Source organism: Bacteroides sp. OF03-11BH (genome assembly GCF_003604005.1).
In the GTDB taxonomy this organism is placed as follows: domain Bacteria; phylum Bacteroidota; class Bacteroidia; order Bacteroidales; family Bacteroidaceae; genus Bacteroides; species Bacteroides ovatus.
On sequence record NZ_QTMW01000003.1, the window covers coordinates 229,193 to 248,349 of the forward strand.

Here is a 19,157-nt window from a genome sequence, read left to right on the forward strand (position 1 = left end):
ACAAACTAATAGATAAATGAAAATAGGTAAGAAATTAAATCTATGTCTGTTGTTGCTGATCGCTTTTGCAGGAAGCGTTGCGGCACAAGAACTGATAACGAATGTCTACGGTCGTGACATTCATTCACTGAATGGTAAATGGAATGCCATTATCGACCTGTACGATCAGGGACAACGAATGAAAATCTATGAAAATCAGCAACCGAAAGGAAATACTGATTTCTACGAATATGCATTCGAAGGCGGCTTGCGTCTTAATGTCCCGAGAGACTGGAACTCGCAGTCGCCCGAACTGAAATATTATGAGGGTACTGTATGGTATGCGCGTCATTTTGATGCCAAACGTCTGGCAGACAAGCGTCAGTTTCTTTATTTTGGTGCTGTCAGCTATCGTTGCAAAGTCTACCTGAACGGAAAAGAAATAGCAGAACATGAAGGTGGCTTCACCCCTTTCCAAGTAGAAGTGACGGACCTGTTGAAAGATGGCGATAACTTCCTGGCAATAGAAGTGAACAATCGTCGTACCAAGGACGCCATTCCTGCTATGGCGTTCGATTGGTGGAATTATGGCGGCATCACAAGAGATGTGTTGCTGGTGAAAACTCCCCGCACATTTATAGAAGATTACTTCATCCAACTGGATAAAAATGCTCCCGACCGGATCATTGCCCGTGTACGTCTTTCTGATAAAAAGGCAGGTGAAAAGGTGACAGTCGCCATCCCCGAACTTAAAATCAATGCGGAACTTACCACTGATGCGGAAGGAAAAGCGGAAACCGTATTGAATGCAAAGAAACTGCAACGCTGGTCGCCCGAAGAACCGAAACTCTATGGTGTGGCCATTTCTTCAAGTACCGACCGCGTGGAGGAACAAATAGGCTTCCGTAACATCACAGTGAAAGGAACGGATATTTACCTGAACGGGAAACCGACATTTATGTGTTGCATCTCTTTCCATGAGGAGATTCCGCAGCGCATGGGACGTGCTTTCTCGGAAGCCGATGCAGCTATGTTGCTGAATGAAGCTAAGGCGCTTGGTGTGAACATGATTCGTCTGGCACATTATCCGCAGAATGAATACACGGTACGCTTGGCAGAAAAGATGGGTTTCCTTCTCTGGCAGGAAATTCCTATTTGGCAAGGCATTGACTTTACAGACAAAGATACCCGTAAGAAAGCACAGAAGATGCTTTCTGAAATGATAAAGCGCGATCAGAATCGTTGTGCAGTAGGTTACTGGGGTGTTGCCAATGAAACACAGCCTTCCAAAGAACGGAATGATTTTTTGACTTCCCTGCTTGAAACAGGCAAACAACTGGATACTACCCGTCTGTATGTCGCCGCTTTTGACCTTGTGCGCTTTAACAGTGAGAAACAGCGTTTTGTAATGGAAGATTCCTTTACTTCCCAATTGGATGTCGTAGCAATCAATAAATATATGGGCTGGTATCATCCATGGCCTGTTGAACCGAAAGATGCAATCTGGGAAGTAGTGACGGACAAACCGTTGATTATTTCTGAATTTGGTGGTGAAGCACTGTACGGTCAGTCCGGCGATGAGAATGTAGTCAGCTCCTGGAGTGAAGAGTATCAGGCACGTCTGTATAGAGACAATATCCGTATGTTCGACAATATCCCTAACCTGCGTGGAGTATCTCCCTGGATTCTGTTCGACTTCCGTTCTCCGTTCCGTTTCCACCCCACTAATCAGGATGGCTGGAACCGCAAAGGGTTAATATCCGATCAGGGAATGCGCAAGAAGGCATGGTATCTGATGAGAGATTATTACATGAAAAAAAGAAATAACTAAAAGTACTTATGATAAAGCATTTCAGAATAAAGAATAATTTTCTGTTGAGCGGATTATTCTTTTTAGTAACGTTATTTTCTGTTGGCAGTTCGTTGGTTTCCTGCTCGGACTCGGAGAAGATTGTAACCCAGACAGAAGAAAAAATAGTATATGTAGATGGAAACTGGATGGTGGTTGCTTCTAAGGAAGTCACTGTCATGACTGGTGAATCTGTCACTCTGAACGTATCGGTTGGTGGTGAAGAAGAGCTGAAACCGGAATATACCTGTACTTCCAAAGATGCAAACATCGCTACAGTAGCTGTCAGCGAAGATAATAATAGCATTATTATTACGGGTGTTGCGGATGGTAGCACAGCGATTTCTATCGAATGTCCTACAAATACAAAACCGCTAGTTGCTACAATTCCGGTGACCGTAAAGCAAAATGCTATACGAATACTGGCAATTGGCAATAGTTTCTCGCAGGATGCCGTTGAGCAATATCTGTATGAACTGGCAGAAGCGGCAGGCTATGAGTTAATTATCGGAAATATGTATATTGGCGGCTGTGACCTGGATAAGCATTGGGCTAACTTCCAGTCGGATGCCGCTGCTTATGAATATCGTAAAATAGTAAAAGGCGAGAAAGTAGGTAAAACCGGTTATAAACTATCACAGGGATTGGCGGATGAAAACTGGGATTATATCAGTCTGCAACAGGCGAGCGGTAAATCCGGTAAATACGAAACATATACGGTATTGGCTGATTTGATTGCAGGAATAAAGGAACGTTGTCCGAAAGCTAAACTGCTGTGGCATCAGACTTGGGCATACGCTTCCAGTTCCACTCATGAAAGTTTCCCGGATTATGATAGCAACCAGATGACGATGTATTCTTCTATCGTAACGGCTGCACGACAGGCTATGACGAATCATACGGATTTGAGCCTGTTGATTCCTTCGGGGACAGCCATACAGAACGGCCGCACCTCATTCCTGGGTGATGCATTCAACCGTGACGGTTATCATCTGGAGGTTACTTACGGGCGATATACTGCTGCCTGCACCTGGTTTGAGATGATTACGGGACAAAACGTTGTTGGCAACCCGTATGCTCCCGAAACGATTGACCCGCAGGTAGTGAAGATTGCACAAAATGCTGCCCATTACGCTGTGCAGAAACCTGATGAAGTGACCGATTTGGTTGACTTCAAGCAACCGGAGATATCTGACACCGACTTGAAAGCCCCCATCTATATTGATTTCGGTCCGACTTCACTTTCTGCCACTCCGTGGAATAATATAACTTCTCATCAGGAAAGTTCAACCACCAGCTGGATAAAAGATGTGGAAAACAATTATACGAATATTGGTGTCAGAGTGCTTGACGGATTTACTGCGACTCATGCTGGAGTCGGTTCCGAACCGGCTAGCCCAGTGACGGTGGATGGCGTGGAATTTCCTCTGACTGCATGGAAAGACGGTTTGTTAGTGAAAGGAGAGAAAAACCAGGGTGATGTAGGTCCAGGAAGAATAGAAATCTCTCAACTGGATGTAGCCCGGAAATATAATTTCACTATTTTAGCCATCCGTTTCAATGGAAGCAAAGACGCCCGTATCTCTTCTTATAAATTGGTAGGTAAAACGGAGAGTGCGGTTAAAGAAGTGAAGACAGGTATCAAGGATGCTGCCTCGTTTGCTGCCGCAAACTTCGAGGAGTACATTGCCAAGTTTGAGAATGTAGAACCGGATTCGGAGGGAAAGGTCATTGTCGAGGTGAAAGGGCTTGATACCGGTAGTGCCGCGGAAGGACATATCAATGCACTATGCATTAGCCTGGCGAAATAAGGTTTGTTTTTTATCATATTGATTACAATGAAGCAATATAGAAATATAGTGATTTGTATGTGCATACTGCTCCTTCTTGCCGGAGGAGCATATGCCCAGCAAAAAACGGTCAGAATACTTGCCATTGGCAACAGCTTTTCCCAAGATGCCGTTGAGCAATATCTGCATGAACTTGCGGAAGCCGAAGGCATTTCAACCATAATCGGCAATATGTTTATTGGTGGCTGTTCTCTGGAACGCCATGTGAAGAATGCACGTGAAAATGCTCCTGCCTATGCCTACCGGAAAATCGGTACGGATGGAAAGAAACGGGAAAAAGGCAAGATGTCTTTGGAAATGGTGTTGGCGGATGAAGACTGGGATTATGTCAGCCTGCAACAGGCAAGTACTTTTTCCGGAATGTATGAGACGTATGAAGCCTCTCTTCCCGAGCTCATAGAGTATGTAAAAGCCCGTCTTCCCAAGAAAACAAAGTTGATGCTGCACCAGACTTGGGCCTATGCATCCACTTCCAATCACGGTGGATTTAAAAACTACAACCGCGATCAGCTGACGATGTATCACGCAATTGTAGATGCAGTGAAAAAAGCAGGTAAGGCATATAAGATTAAGATGATTATCCCTACGGGCACTGCCATACAGAATGCCCGTACCTCTTTCATTGGCGATCATATGAACCGGGACGGACATCATCTGGATGTGAAAGTCGGACGTTATACTGCTGCCTGCACTTGGTTCGAACGTATCTTCAAACGCAATGTAATCGGAAATCCTTATGCCCCGGAGAGCCTGGATGAGGCTCGAAAAGCTGTTGCCCAGAAAGCTGCTCATGCAGCAGTGAAGCATCCGTATAAGGTGACTGATTTATCTGAAAGACGATAAAAAGAAGCCATGTTGTGGCTGTCTGATAAAGCTATATTTATATACTAATTAACCGACGAAAACACCGATGAGAAAGAAAGTATTGGTTTACGGATTATGTTTGCTAGGTTCTATATGCACCCTTTCGGCAAAAGATAAAAAAGATGTTGCACTATATAAAGATCCGAAGGCTCCGATAGAGAAACGCGTAAATGATCTCCTATCCCGCATGACTTTGGAAGAGAAAGTGATGCAGCTTAATCAATATACCCTGGGACGGAATAACAATGTGAATAATGTAGGTGAAGAAGTGAAGAAAGTGCCCGCAGAAATCGGTTCTCTGATTTACTTCGAAACAAATCCCGCACTGCGTAATAGTATGCAGAAAAAAGCAATGGAAGAGTCTCGTCTGGGTATTCCTATTATTTTCGGCTACGATGCAATTCATGGTTTCCGTACCGTGTATCCTATTTCGTTGGCACAGGCTTGTTCCTGGAATCCGGATTTGGTAGAGCAGGCGTGTGCTGTATCTGCACAGGAAGCGCGTATGTCGGGAGTGGACTGGACTTTCTCACCGATGATTGATGTGGCTCGTGATCCCCGCTGGGGACGTGTGGCAGAGGGTTATGGTGAAGATCCTTATACAAACGGGGTATTCGGTGCAGCTTCCGTCAAAGGTTATCAAGGAGATGACTTGTCAGCAGAAAACCGTATGGCAGCTTGTCTGAAACATTATGTAGGTTACGGGGCATCCGAAGCCGGGCGTGACTATGTCTATACCGAGATATCCAAACAAACTCTTTGGGATACTTATCTGCTCCCTTACGAGATGGGTGTGAAAGCAGGTGCGGCAACACTGATGAGTTCCTTTAATGATATCAGCGGTGTGCCGGGTTCGGCCAATCCTTACATAATGACCGAGATATTAAAGAAACGTTGGGGGCATGATGGATTTATTGTTTCCGATTGGGGAGCCATCGAACAGTTGAAAAATCAGGGATTGGCAGCGACCAAAAAAGAAGCAGCCTGGCATGCGTTTACTGCCGGTCTTGAAATGGATATGATGTCTCATGCTTACGACCGCCATTTGCAGGAGTTGGTAGAAGAGGGCAGAGTATCGGTAGCTCAAGTAGATGAAGCTGTACGTCGTGTTCTACTTTTGAAATTCCGTCTCGGCCTGTTCGAACGTCCTTATACTCCCGCAACAAGTGAGAAAGAACGTTTCTTCCGTCCGCAAAGTATGGATATTGCAGCCCGGCTTGCGGCGGAATCCATGGTCTTGCTGAAAAATGAAAACAAAACATTACCGCTGACTGATAAAAAGAAGATTGCCGTGATAGGACCAATGGCAAAAAATGGTTGGGACTTGTTGGGTTCCTGGTGTGGTCATGGAAAAGATACGGATGTTGCCATGCTCTATAATGGACTGGCTACTGAATTTGCAGGAAAAGCTGAATTGCGTTATGCAGCAGGCTGTGCTACGAAAGGAGATAACAAAGAAGGATTTGCAGAAGCATTGGAAGCTGCACGCTGGTCTGATGTAGTTGTTCTTTGTTTGGGTGAGATGATGACCTGGAGTGGGGAGAATGCTTCCCGTTCTTCTATCGCATTACCGCAGATTCAGGAAGAACTGGCCGCAGAACTGAAGAAAGCCGGAAAGCCTATCGTACTGGTATTGGTGAATGGGCGTCCGTTGGAATTGAATCGTCTGGAACTAATTTCCGATGCTATACTGGAAATCTGGCAACCGGGTGTGAATGGCGCGTTGCCGATGGCCGGTATATTATCAGGACGTATCAACCCATCCGGTAAACTTGCCATGACATTCCCTTATTCAACGGGACAAATTCCTATTTATTACAATCGCCGCAAGAGCGGACGTGGACATCAAGGATTCTATAAAGATATAACAAGCGATCCGTTATATCCGTTCGGGCATGGATTAAGTTATACCGAATTTAAGTATGGCACCGTTACCCCTTCTGTTACTAAAGTGAAGCGCGGCGATCGATTGTCTGTAGAAGTGACTGTCACTAATGTCGGTGCTCGCGATGGAGCAGAGACTGTTCATTGGTTTATATCCGATCCGTATTGCTCGATTACCCGCCCGGTGAAAGAACTGAAACACTTTGAAAAACAGTTGATTAGAGCCGGAGAAACGAAGACTTTCCGTTTTGACATAGACCTGGAACGTGATTTCGGTTTTGTCAATGAGGATGGTAAACGGTTCCTTGAAGCCGGAGAATATCATATTTTGGTACAGGGACAGACCGTTAAAATAGAACTGATAGACTAGTTGGTTTTTAACAATGCTATATTAATACAAAATCACCATGAAAAAGAAAATAGGAGGCATAGGTTTATGTATGCTTGCATGGAGCATATTAACCTGTGCGCAGACAATCACTCCCCAAGCCGAACAACGTGCCAGGGAAATTGTATCTAAAATGACTTTGCAAGAGAAAATAGAGTATATCTCCGGATATACCAGCTTCTCGCTTCGTGCAATCCCCCGTCTGGGGATTCCTGAAATAAAACTGGCGGACGGACCGCAGGGAATTCGTAATCATGCCCCCAAGAGCACTCTCTATCCTTCCGGAATACTTTCCGCTTCTACCTGGAACCGGAGTCTGCTTTATCAACTGGGGCAAGGATTGGGACAGGATGCCAAAGCCAGAGGAGTGAATATACTGCTCGGACCGGGAGTAAATATCTACCGTGCTCCTATGTGTGGACGTAACTTTGAATACTTTGGCGAAGACCCTTATTTAACGGGTGAAACGGCTAAACAATATATCCTAGGCGTGCAATCGGAAGGAGTTATTGCCACCATCAAGCACTTTGCAGCTAATTATCAGGAATGGAGCCGTCATCATGCCAGTTCGGACATAGACGAACGTACTTTGCACGAGATTTATTTTCCGGCCTTTCGGAAAGCTGTACAGGAAGCGAATGTAAGTGCTGTAATGAACAGCTATAATCTTCTGAACGGTGTCCATGCTACCGAACATAAATGGTTGAATATTGATATCTTGCGTAATCTCTGGGGATTTAAAGGTATCTTAATGTCGGACTGGACTTCCGTATATTCTGCCGTAGGAGCCGCTAATGCCGGACTTGATCTTGAAATGCCGAAAGGACGTTTTATGAATGTCGACAATCTTATACCTGCTATCAAAAACGGTACGGTGACAGAAGAAACCATCAATCTGAAAGTGCAGCATATCTTGCAGACCTTGATTGCTTACGGCATGCTGGATAAGGAACAGAAAGACAGTAACATCGCGCAGGATAATCCTTTTTCCCGCCAGGCTGCTTTAGAACTGGCACGCGAAGGTGTAGTCTTACTGAAGAATGAAGGAAATCTACTCCCCTTGAAAGGAAAGACTGCTGTGATGGGGCCCAATGCCGACCGCATTCCTACGGGTGGTGGAAGTGGTTTTGTAACTCCATTTTCTACGGTATCTGTTAGTGAGGGACTGGAAAAACTGAAAAAAAAGAACCTCGTTCTGTTGACGGACGATGTGATTTATGAGGATATTCTTCATGAATTTTACGCGGATGCCGCTCGGCAGACGAAAGGATTTAAAGCCGAATATTTTAAGAATAAAACGCTTTCGGGACAACCGGAGGTCATTCGTACAGAAGCATCAGTTGATTATGACTGGCAATATGGAGCACCACTGGAAGGTTTTCCGGAAGATGGATTTTCTGTCCGTTGGACAGCCAGTTATATGTCTCAAAAGGATGGATTATTAAAACTATCCATTGGTGGCGATGATGGTTATCGCCTGTTTGTGAATGATAAGCATATTACAGGCGACTGGGGTAATCATTCATATTCAAGCCGTGAAGTGGAACTGCCGGTTGAGGCAGGTAAAGAATACAGCTTCCGAATCGAGTTTTTTGATAATATCTCTTCAGCAATTATCCGTTTTAAAGCATCCAGGCTGAATGAAGAGAAACTTCGTCAAGGATTGGCAAAGGTGGATAATGTTGTATTCTGTACTGGTTTCAATAGCAATACAGAAGGAGAGGGGTTCGATCGCCCGTTTGCTCTGTTACATTATCAGGAATTATTCATTCAGAAAGTAGCTTCTCTGCATCCGAATCTGGTAGTAGTGTTAAATGCTGGCGGTGGAGTTGACTTTACCTCTTGGCATGAGGCTGCAAAAGCGATTTTGATGGCATGGTATCCCGGACAGGAGGGTGGACAGGCAATAGCCGAAATATTGACTGGAAAGATTTCTCCGAGTGGTAAGTTGCCGATTTCTATCGAAAAGAAATGGGAAGATAATCCGGTGCATGACAGCTATTATGAGAATCTGAAAGCGGAAATTAAACGTGTCGATTATTCAGAGGGTGTTTTTGTTGGCTATCGGGGATATGACCGTTCGGGTAAAGAACCTTTTTATCCATTTGGCTATGGGTTGTCTTATTCTACTTTCGCTTATAGTAATTTAGCTGTGGAGAAAACCGGTGAACATCAGGTGACGGTTAGCTTTGATATAAAGAATACAGGAAAAATGGATGCTTCGGAAATAGCCCAGGTATATGTGCATGATGTAGAATCTTCCGTTCCCCGTCCTTTGAAAGAACTGAAAGGCTATGATAAGGTGTTCTTGAAGAAAGGAGAGACACAACGCCTTTCTATTGTATTGAATGAAGACGCATTTTCTTATTACGATATGAATCAACACCGCTTTGTAGTAGAAAAGGGGGTATTTGAGATTCTTGTCGGTCCGGCTTCCAATCAATTACCTTTAAAGGCTGCGATTGAATTATAATTACTGAATAGTGAACTGACAAATAAATAATTAAAACTTAATCGACTCTATAAAGTTTGAAAATGCAAAAACATCTTGCACCTTACACTAATCGGATTCAATTAGCTGATATACAATTGTTTTATGCAGTGCAAGATACGGTTGCAGATGTGTGTAAGATACCTTTATCTCACACGCTGTCTCGTGTGTAAGAATCTTGGCATATTTATAGAAGACTATGTAGTAATTTGTAGAATCCATGCATCAAATGTCTTGTTCATGCCGGTAAACAATCTGTTTCAAGGCGCAAAACAATCTGTTTCAACGTGTGAAACAATCTGTTTCGAGGCACGAAACAAAGTGTTTCAAGGCGGGAAACTATTTGTTTCATACGCTTGAAACAAACTGTTTGCAGGTTTAAAACAAAATAAAACTGCCGTCAACCGGAAATTAGCACCTAAGTAATCAGACACTAATACTCTATCTCTAGGATATTAATACCTGAATTGTAGAGTATATATACGCAACGTGTTGGACATATATATCCAACACGTTGCGCATATATGCCCTGTATATTGGATATATATGTCCTTAATCTATATGAAAGACTCTACATGGTGAAGGAGGTGAAGGATACTTTCTTCTGTATTTTGTGCTTTATGTCACTGTAAACCGTTGACTCATAGCTGTTCAGCTGAAGGTGAAACCTGTGAACCTTCTAAATGCTTCTTAATAGTTGTATATTCGTTTTCAGAAATTTAGTGTTGAGTTTATAGCTATGAACCTGGTTCCAGTTTTCTACCCTTTTCTCCATCCTTCTCCATTTTTTATTTATAAATAAGTACCTGTTAAAATAGCTTCTTATCATCAGTTCTCTATCCATAAAGTTAATGATATTGATAAATAGGTGTTATTTAGTCAAAGGAAATGAGTAGTGTATATTGCAATATCGATTAGAGAAGGAGAGAAATGAAAACCGAGTTCTTAACGAACTTGGTTTTATTTTGATATGAAAACGAATGCCTTATTATTTTTAATTCTTAATAACAACAAAAGAATCGTTTAGAATATCATTATGGTGAAGCAAAAGTAGAATAAAATGAAATATTACGCAAGTAAATCTACTAAAATATTTTAAAACGGGATAGCTGGATTGTTGTGTTTTCTGGCAACAAAATGGGATAACAGTTTTATCAACTTGCCTTTGGTATCAAAATAAGTATTTATTATATAGCAATTTACATACAAATCGTCTCAAACTCAAAGCGGTGCGAGTGTATGGATGACTGTTTTATCTAAAATGTCCTTCCAAGTTGTGTTTCCAAGCATAGGTAAAACCAAGTTCGTTAAGAACTCTGGCAAGTATTAACCTAAGATAAAAATAGAAAAGCCTATGGAAAACTAAACACACAAATTGCCTGAAACATGGTGTCAAATAATATATGAAGGCACCATAAAACCTTAGAAATTCTAACTTACTAATGTCTAACTGAATAAATTAAAGTATGACAAGAAAAACTAACCGATGCCCGGCCTTTATGGAAGGACGGGGAACACGTTGCCTGAAAATAGCAGCAGTTGCTACTTTATTGTTATGGTGCACACAACCTATGCAAGCAGTAGCTAATACTAATGAAACATGGGAAACTGCTGATATACAGCAGCAAAAAGTAAAGACTACAGGTGTTGTAGTGGATGAAAACGGAGAACCTCTTATTGGAGTCTCTGTAAAGGTGCAAGGTACTGCCACAGGTACTGTTACTGATCTCAACGGACGCTTCTCTATCGATTCCCCCAAAGGAGCAGTTCTCTCACTTTCGTTTATTGGTTATAAAACTATTACCGTGAAAGCTGATGGGACACCCCTTAATATCGTTATGAAAGAAGATTCGGAACAGCTCGACGAAGTAGTCGTTGTAGGCTACGGACCACAAAAAAAAGTAAATGTAACCGGTGCGGTAGGTATGGTCGATGCGAAAGTGTTGGCTGCACGTCCTGTAACCAATGTGGCGCAGGCCCTACAGGGTACAGTGCCAGGCTTGAACTTCACGGTAGGAAGTGAAGGTGGAGCCTTGGATGGTTCGATGAGTTTTAATATTCGTGGTGCAGGAACAATCGGTGATGGTTCCGGGTCGTCTCCACTTGTGTTGATTGACGGTATCGAAGGTAATCTTAATTCGTTGAATCCGAATGATATAGAAACGGTTTCTGTTTTGAAAGACGCTGCTTCTGCCTCTATTTATGGAGCGCGTGCTGCTTTTGGTGTTATTCTGATTCAGACCAAGAAAGGGAAAGCGGGTAAAGCCAGAGTCAGTTATAATGGAAATGTCCGTTTCAGCGACGCGGTATCAGTGCCTGAAATGATGGACTCATATACTTTTGCACAGTACTTTAATCGTGCCGCAGAGAATGCGGGCAGATCCGGTGAGGCTCCGTTCTCATCCGAGCAGTTACAGAAAATAAAAGATTATCAGGAGGGAAAGATAACATCCGTCACAACACTGAATACGAATAATAACCGTTGGAACAATTATGGCGGAGCGAATGCCAATACGGATTGGTTTAAAGAATTCTACAATGACTGGGTGCCATCTCAAGAACATAATCTAAGTATTTCGGGAGGTAATGAGAAAATCCAATTTTCATTGAGCGGTAGTTTTATGGACCAGAACGGTCTGTTGCGGCATGGTGAAGATAATTTGCAACGTTATACAATGAACAGCACCATTACAGCGCAGATCACAGATTGGTTCAGAGTGAACTATTCTACCAAATGGACACGTGAGGACTTTGACCGACCCTCTTATCTGACCGGGCTATTCTTCCATAATATCGCTCGCCGCTGGCCCACCTGTCCGGCTTACGATCCTAATGGCTATCCCATGAATGGTGTGGAAATTACAGAATTGGAGGATGGTGGCCGACAAACCAACCAGAAAGACTTGAATACTCAACAGTTGCAGTTTGTGTTTGAACCGGTCAAGAACTGGACAATTAATATCGAGGGTGCTCTAAGAACGGAAAACAAAAATGAACATTGGGAAGTATTACCTATCTTCTCTCATGACGGTGACGGTAATCCGTATTCTATACCATGGGGAAGTTATGGAGCCGGCAGTTCCGTTGTGAACGAATATAATTATAAAGAGAATTATTACAGCACGAATATCTATTCCGATTATTTTAAACAATATGAAAGCGGTCATTACTTTAAAGTGATGGCAGGTTTTAATGCGGAGTTGTATAAGACAAGAAGTTTGTCGGGGCAGAAGAATACGCTGATCTCCAATTCTGTGCCTACACTGAATACAGCAACGGAATCTCCTACTACTTCCGGTGGATATGCACACAATGGGGTAGCCGGATTCTTCGGGCGTATCAACTATAATTATAAAGAACGCTATCTGATAGAGTTGAACGGTCGTTATGACGGTTCGTCCCGTTTCATTAATGACAAGAGTTGGGGATTTTTCCCGTCATTGTCAGTCGGATGGAATATAGCACGTGAAGATTTCTTCAGGAATATAGCCGATAAAGCTCATATTGATGTATTGAAATTAAGAGGTTCATGGGGGCAGTTGGGTAATACGGATACTAAGGATGCATGGTATCCTTTCTATCAGACGATGCCACAAGGCACTGATTATAACTGGTTGGTGAATGGAAAAAGACCGAATTATGCAAGCCTACCCGGTATCGTCTCCAGCTTGAAGACTTGGGAAACGATTGAAACCTGGGATATCGGTTTGGACTGGGGGCTGTTTAATAATCGCTTGACCGGTTCGTTCGACTACTTTGTGCGTTGGACGTATGATATGATTGGCCCGGCTCCGGAATTGTCTTCCGTACTGGGTGCTACTCCTCCGAAAATCAACAATTCCGATATGAAATCCTATGGTTTTGAGCTGGAACTGGGGTGGAGAGATATGATTGGTGATTTCTCTTATGGTGCTAAATTTACGTTAGCCGATGACCAACAGAAAATCACTCGCTATCCGAATGAAAACAACAAACTTTCCGAAGCATATTATCCGGGAATGATGAAAGGAGAAATCTGGGGATATGAAACGGTAGGTATCGCACAATCACAGGAAGAGATGGACGCTCACTTGGCCAAAGTGGATCAGTCTTCTTTGGGAAGCAAGTGGGGAGCAGGTGATATCATGTATAAGGATGTAGACGGCGATGGAGTGATCTCGACAGGTGAAAATACCACAGAGAAACCCGGTGACCGTGTGATTTTGGGCAATAATACACCTCGATTTAAATATGGTATCACGTTGGATGCAGCATGGAAAGGTGTCGATTTCCGCATATTTCTGCAAGGAGTGGCCAAGCGCGATTATGTGTTGAGCGGCCCCTATTTCTGGGGAGCCAATGGAGTGGACGAATGGCAGGCTACCGGATTTAAGGAACATTGGGACTTCTGGCGTCCGGAGGGTGACCCGTTGGGTGCTAATACAAATGCCTATTATCCACGCGTATTGAAAAGTGATTCGAGAAACATGGCAGTGCAGAGCCGCTATATTCAGAATGCAGCTTACTGCCGTATTAAGAATGTTCAGATAGGCTATACATTGCCCAAGCAATGGACAAATAAAGCCGGAATGTCTTCAGTTCGAGTATACGTGTCAGGTGACAATCTGTTGACATTCTCTCATATGTCCAAGATTTTCGACCCGGAGGCTTTGGAAAGCACTTATGATGCGAATAATGGTAAACTCTATCCGTTGCAGCGCACCATCTCGGTAGGTTTAAATGTTAACTTCTAATTTTAAGGCTTATGAAACTGAAACATATTACATTACAAACAATCTTGATGGCAGGAGCTACGTGGTCGCTTACATCTTGTAATGATTTTCTGGATATGGCGCCTCTGGATCAGGTGACTCCGCAAGAGTATTTTAATACGACGGACCACTTGGCTGCATATAGTATTTCGCAGTACAACAACATCTTTTCAACGCATGGTGGATATGGAGTCGGTACAGTGAACAATGACCAGAATACAGATAATATGGTAGCCGGAGGATATTCTTCCACCTATTTTGAGAAAGGTCAGTGGCGTGTTCCTAATACTGGAGGTGGCTGGGATTTTACTCAAATTCGCTATTGCAATTATTTCTTCGAAAATGTGCTTCCTAAATTCGAGGCAGGCAAGATTGAGGGCAATTGTGAACAGATTCTTCACTATGTCGGCGAAATGTACTTTATCCGTGCATGGATTTATTACAGTAAACTGAAATCATTCGGAGATTTTCCAATTATAACCGAAGTATTGCCGGATAATCAGTCTGTTTTGACAGAGAAATCTGTTCGTCAGCCGCGTAATCTCGTTGCTCGTTTTATCATCAATCAGCTCGATTCCGCCGCCAAATATATGGTGGATGATATTTCAGGAAACAAAACGCGATTAACAAAGAATTGCGCGTTATTGATAAAGTCGCGCGTTGCTTTGTATGAGGCTACGTTTGAAAAGTATCATAAGGGAACAGGGCGTGTGCCGGGGGATGCAACCTGGCCGGGTAAGAGAATACATACCGATTTCTCCACGAACATGGATAATGAAATCAATTTCTTTCTGGATGAGGCTATGAAAGCAGCGGAACAGGTGGCTGATGATATTACTTTGACCAATAATACCGGTCTGACCAATCCGAAAAACATATCGGGGATTGTTGGCTGGAATCCATATTTCGAGATGTTTGCGGAAGAAGATATGAGTAGTTATTCCGAAGTTCTTTTCTGGAAGCAATATATGAATGGTGGTGGCGTGTCAATCACGCATGGCACACCGGCTTATATTTTTACTGGAGGTAATAATGGTATGCTGAAGAGCTTTGTAGACTGTTTTGTCATGAAAGACGGACTTCCCTATTATGCAGCAGGAGATGAATATAAAGGTGACAAAACTATCATGGATGTGAAAGAGAATCGTGATCTGCGTCTGCAAATGTTTGTTTTGGGCGAGAAGGATTTGCTTCCATCCAGTTCGACAGAAGAACCTGCACTTAAAGAATTCAAACAACCTAATATTATATCATTGGAAGCCCAAACATCTGATAATACCGGGTATCGGATTCGGAAATGCTTGACATATAATAATAAGCAGATTATTTCCGGTCAGTCGCAATCGACTACAGGGTGCATTATCTTTCGTGGTGTCGAAGCTTATCTGAATTATCTGGAAGCCTACTATTTGCGTAATAATAAGGTAGACGGTAAAGCGAAAAGCTATTGGGATGCAGTACGCAATCGGGCAGGCATTACAGGCAATTTCCAGACGACCATTGACAATACCGATATGAATAAGGAGACGGATTTGGCCGCTCATCCCGGTTCGTATGAAGTGGATGCTACCTTATATAATATCCGTCGCGAACGTCGTTGCGAGTTTATTGGCGAAGGAATGCGTTGGGATGACCTGGTGCGTTGGAGAGCTTGGGATGGCGTACTTACTAATAAGTTTATTCCTGAAGGGTATAACTTTTGGGAAGAGGCTTATAAAACTTATGAACTTCCGGAAGACGTTACTTTAAAAGATGATCCGGATGATGCTACTTCTAATATTTCCTCCAGAGCATTCAAGTATATTCGTCCTTTTAGCAAGGTGAGAATCAATAATCAGGTATATGATGGATATTCTTGGGCTAAAGCCAACTATTTGAGTCCGGTTGCTATTAATGAAATGAGACTTGCGTCTCCTGATAATAGTACAGATAATTCTGTTATTTATCAGAATCCGTATTGGCCGGAAAAAGTGGGTGGCACTGCTCTCGAATAGGTTGATATAAATATAGGTTACACGATAGAAAGAATGAAAGGCGTAGAAAGAGAGTTGATTCTCTTGTCTACGCCTTTATTATTTTATGGATTGAAGTGGTGAATTACTTCACTTCCCAAGTATCATTAGTCATTAGCAATTCCTGGAAATTATGATATTTCTTCTTGCCTTTGATTTCTTCAATCTGTCCAATTACAGCATCATTGTAAGTTGGAGCATCTACATCGCGGATCACACCGAGTGCAATCGGGAAATCAGGACCTTCCATTAACGCCAGTTTCAATTGAAGCGTATTATCTTGGCAGTGAGCATCGTGAATAAGAATATCCTTTTCTGTGATACCATTCTCACCAAGTTTCACCACTTTCAGTCCGAAACCTTCCTGCATCAATCCGAATTCCTTGTTTTCACCGAACAACATGGGTTTGCCATGTTCCAGATAGATAGCGTTCTTGGCACGTCCTTCTTTGGTGGCTACAGAAGCATGAGTTCCATCGTTGAAGATCACGCAGTTTTGCAGAACTTCTACAACAGAAGCACCTTTGTGATTAGCTGCTGCTTTCAACACTTCTACGGAAGCGGTACCATCTACTGCAATACAACGTGCGAAGAAACGTCCGCGGGCACCGAAAGCTAGCTCTGCCGGATGGAACGGGTCTTCCACTGTTCCGTAAGGAGATGATTTGCTGACGAATCCACGTTCTGAAGTCGGTGAATATTGTCCCTTTGTCAAACCATAGATACGGTTGTTCAACAGAATCATGTTCAAGTCAATGTTGCGGCGAACGGCATGGATGAAGTGATTACCACCGATTGCCAAACCGTCACCGTCACCGGAAATCTGCCAGATAGTCAAATTTGGATTGGCTACTTTTGCTCCTGTTGCAACAGCAGCGGCACGTCCGTGAATAGTGTGGAACCCATACGTATTTACGTAGTAAGGCAGGCGGGAAGAACAACCGATACCGGAAATGACGGCAATATTGTGCGGAGCTACTCCCAGTTCGGCCATAGCTTTGTGCAGTGAGTTCAGGAAAGCGTGGTCACCGCATCCCGGACACCAGCGAGGTTGGCCTGATTTATAATCTTGTACGGTATATACTTTATCGCTCATCTTTTATTCCTCCAATAATTTAGTGAATGCATCTATCAATTCTCTCGTAACGAAAGGCTGTCCTTTCACTTGGTTGAACTGGCTGATGTTCAATCCGGGTATCTTCATCCGTAAATAACCTGCGAATTGTCCCAAATTCTGTTCAGCTACTACGATCTTCTTGTATTTACGCAATACATCGGCTGTATTCTTCGGCAACGGGTTGATGTATTGGAAGTGTGCGAAAGCCACTTTCTTTCCATGATCGCGCATAAAGTCCATAGCCAGACGGAGATGCCCATACGTGCCGCCCCAGCCAACAATCAGTAAATCTGCATCTTCATCACCCAGTACTTCGAGTTCGGGGATATAGTCTGCAATTTTATCTACTTTAGTTTGGCGGAGATGAACCATCTTATTATGGTTTTCTGGTTCGGTAGAGATCGCACCTGTTTCATTGCTCTTTTCAAGACCACCGATGCGGTGCATGAATCCTTCAGTTCCCGGAATTGCCCAGTAACGTGCACCGGTTTCTTCATTGCGTTGGTATGGAGTCCAGTTACCAGCCATGTCCGGAGTCACGTATGGAGGATTGATGGCAGGATATTCATTTAAGTTAGGAAGTTTCCAAGCTGCCGAGCCGTTGGCTACGAAAGCATCCGTCAGTAATACAACCGGAGTCATGTGTTCCAGAGCAATCTTACATGCCATGTATGCGGCATCAAAACAGTTCGTTGGTGAAGTTGCGGCAATCACCGGCATCGGGCTTTCACCATTACGTCCGTAAAGAGCTTGCAATAAGTCTGTCTGTTCTGATTTAGTAGGCAAACCTGTTGACGGACCGCCACGTTGCACATTTACAATCACTAATGGAAGTTCGCCAATTACAGCAAGGTTCATGGCCTCACTCTTCAAACAAACACCGGGCCCGGAAGTAGTCGTTACAGCCAAAGCACCGGCAAAAGCGGCACCAACGGCAGAAGCACAACCCGCGATTTCATCTTCGCACTGTACGGTTTTTACTCCCAGTGATTTATGTTTAGCTAATTCGTGCAGAATATCAGTGGCCGGAGTGATAGGATAAGAACCCAAGTAGAGTTCCAGACCTGCTTTCTCGGCAGCAGCAATCAAGCCATAAGCAGTTGCTTTATTTCCGTTGATATCTGTATAAAGTCCTTTTGATTTCGGAGCTTTACTTTCAATCTTATAAGTAGAGACAGAAGCATGTGTGTTGGCACCATAGTTGAAACCATCGTTTAATACCTTAATATTAGCTTCTGCAATTTCGGGCTTCTTGGCGAATTTCTCACGCAACATTTTTTCAGCAGCGGCAAGGTTGCGGTTGAACAACCAGCAAACCAATCCGAGTGCGAACATGTTCTTACAACGGAGTGCTGATTTATTGTCTAGTCCGGAATCTTTCAGGCTCTCTTTACACATGGAAGAGATGGGAACTTCAAGTACTTCCTGTTTTACGCCTAATTCCTCAAAAGGATTGTCAGTCTTGAATTGTGCCTTTTCCAAATCTCTGGCTTCGAATGAGTCGGAGTCGGTAATGATAAGTCCTTGCGGTTTACAGAATTTGATTTGTGTTTTCAGTGCGGAAGGATTCATAGCCACCAACACGTGGCAACGGTCTCCGGGAGTGTAAACCTGTCCGGCACCGATGTGGACCTGAAAACCGGAAACACCGGTCAGTGAACCTTGCGGGGCGCGGATGTCTGCCGGATAGTCGGGGAATGTACAGATGTCATTTCCTACCGTAGCCGACACGTTCGAGAAGATGTTGCCGGCCAGCTGCATACCGTCACCGGAGTCGCCGGAGAAACGTACTACTACTTCCTCCAATTCTTTAACCATCATTTCGTCTGCCATAACTTTAATTACTATATTTAATTTTAAAACTGATTTTACTTTCAATTTGTGAGCGCAAAGGTCGGAAAGTTAATCGAATTATCAAAATAAATCGAACTTTATTGTCCTATTGACGCTAAATATTTGAGATATTTGAAAG

General features: G+C 43.3%; 9 protein-coding genes. 7 read left to right on the plus strand and 2 right to left on the minus strand.

Features of this window, described 5'->3' with window-relative positions:
* Positions 1–16: 16 nt before the first annotated feature.
* The 7 genes from DXA54_RS03710 (at position 17) to DXA54_RS03740 (ending at position 16,050) form a co-directional block, all read left to right on the plus strand.
* Entirely contained in the window at positions 17–1,810 is a 1,794-nt protein-coding gene (locus DXA54_RS03710) for a glycoside hydrolase family 2 protein (RefSeq protein WP_004311197.1), read from the plus strand.
* An 8-nt stretch (positions 1,811–1,818) separates the two neighbouring features.
* Positions 1,819–3,639, plus strand: a complete 1,821-nt coding sequence (locus tag DXA54_RS03715) for a DUF4886 domain-containing protein (protein WP_004311198.1) — start codon at positions 1,819–1,821, stop codon at positions 3,637–3,639.
* Between the two features lie 27 nt (positions 3,640–3,666).
* The gene (locus DXA54_RS03720; RefSeq protein ID WP_004311199.1) at positions 3,667–4,521 is read left to right on the plus strand and encodes a DUF4886 domain-containing protein; all 855 of its coding nucleotides are present in this window, start codon (positions 3,667–3,669) and stop codon (positions 4,519–4,521) included.
* A gap of 67 nt (positions 4,522–4,588) precedes the next feature.
* Positions 4,589–6,796 carry a glycoside hydrolase family 3 N-terminal domain-containing protein gene (locus DXA54_RS03725; RefSeq protein ID WP_004311200.1) on the plus strand — a complete coding sequence of 736 codons (2,208 nt, stop codon included), beginning with the start codon at positions 4,589–4,591 and terminating at the stop codon, positions 6,794–6,796.
* A gap of 37 nt (positions 6,797–6,833) precedes the next feature.
* Positions 6,834–9,287 (plus strand): beta-glucosidase, encoded by a 2,454-nt coding sequence (locus tag DXA54_RS03730; RefSeq protein WP_120078983.1) that lies wholly within the window; start codon positions 6,834–6,836, stop codon positions 9,285–9,287.
* A 1,484-nt stretch (positions 9,288–10,771) separates the two neighbouring features.
* Positions 10,772–14,038, plus strand: coding sequence for a SusC/RagA family TonB-linked outer membrane protein (locus DXA54_RS03735; protein WP_120078984.1), 3,267 nt, complete (start codon positions 10,772–10,774; stop codon positions 14,036–14,038).
* Positions 14,039–14,049: 11 nt separating this feature from the next.
* A complete protein-coding gene (locus tag DXA54_RS03740) occupies positions 14,050–16,050 on the plus strand; it encodes a RagB/SusD family nutrient uptake outer membrane protein (RefSeq protein ID WP_120078985.1) in 2,001 nt (666 codons plus the stop codon).
* A 103-nt stretch (positions 16,051–16,153) separates the two neighbouring features.
* Here DXA54_RS03740 and DXA54_RS03745 read toward each other — a convergent pair whose 3' ends face one another.
* Positions 16,154–17,164 carry a 2-oxoacid:ferredoxin oxidoreductase subunit beta gene (locus tag DXA54_RS03745; protein ID WP_120078986.1) on the minus strand — a complete coding sequence of 337 codons (1,011 nt, stop codon included), beginning with the start codon at positions 17,162–17,164 and terminating at the stop codon, positions 16,154–16,156.
* A 3-nt stretch (positions 17,165–17,167) separates the two neighbouring features.
* Positions 17,168–19,018, minus strand: a complete 1,851-nt coding sequence (locus tag DXA54_RS03750; RefSeq protein WP_118031909.1) for a 2-oxoacid:acceptor oxidoreductase subunit alpha — start codon at positions 19,016–19,018, stop codon at positions 17,168–17,170.
* Positions 19,019–19,157 lie beyond the last annotated feature (139 nt).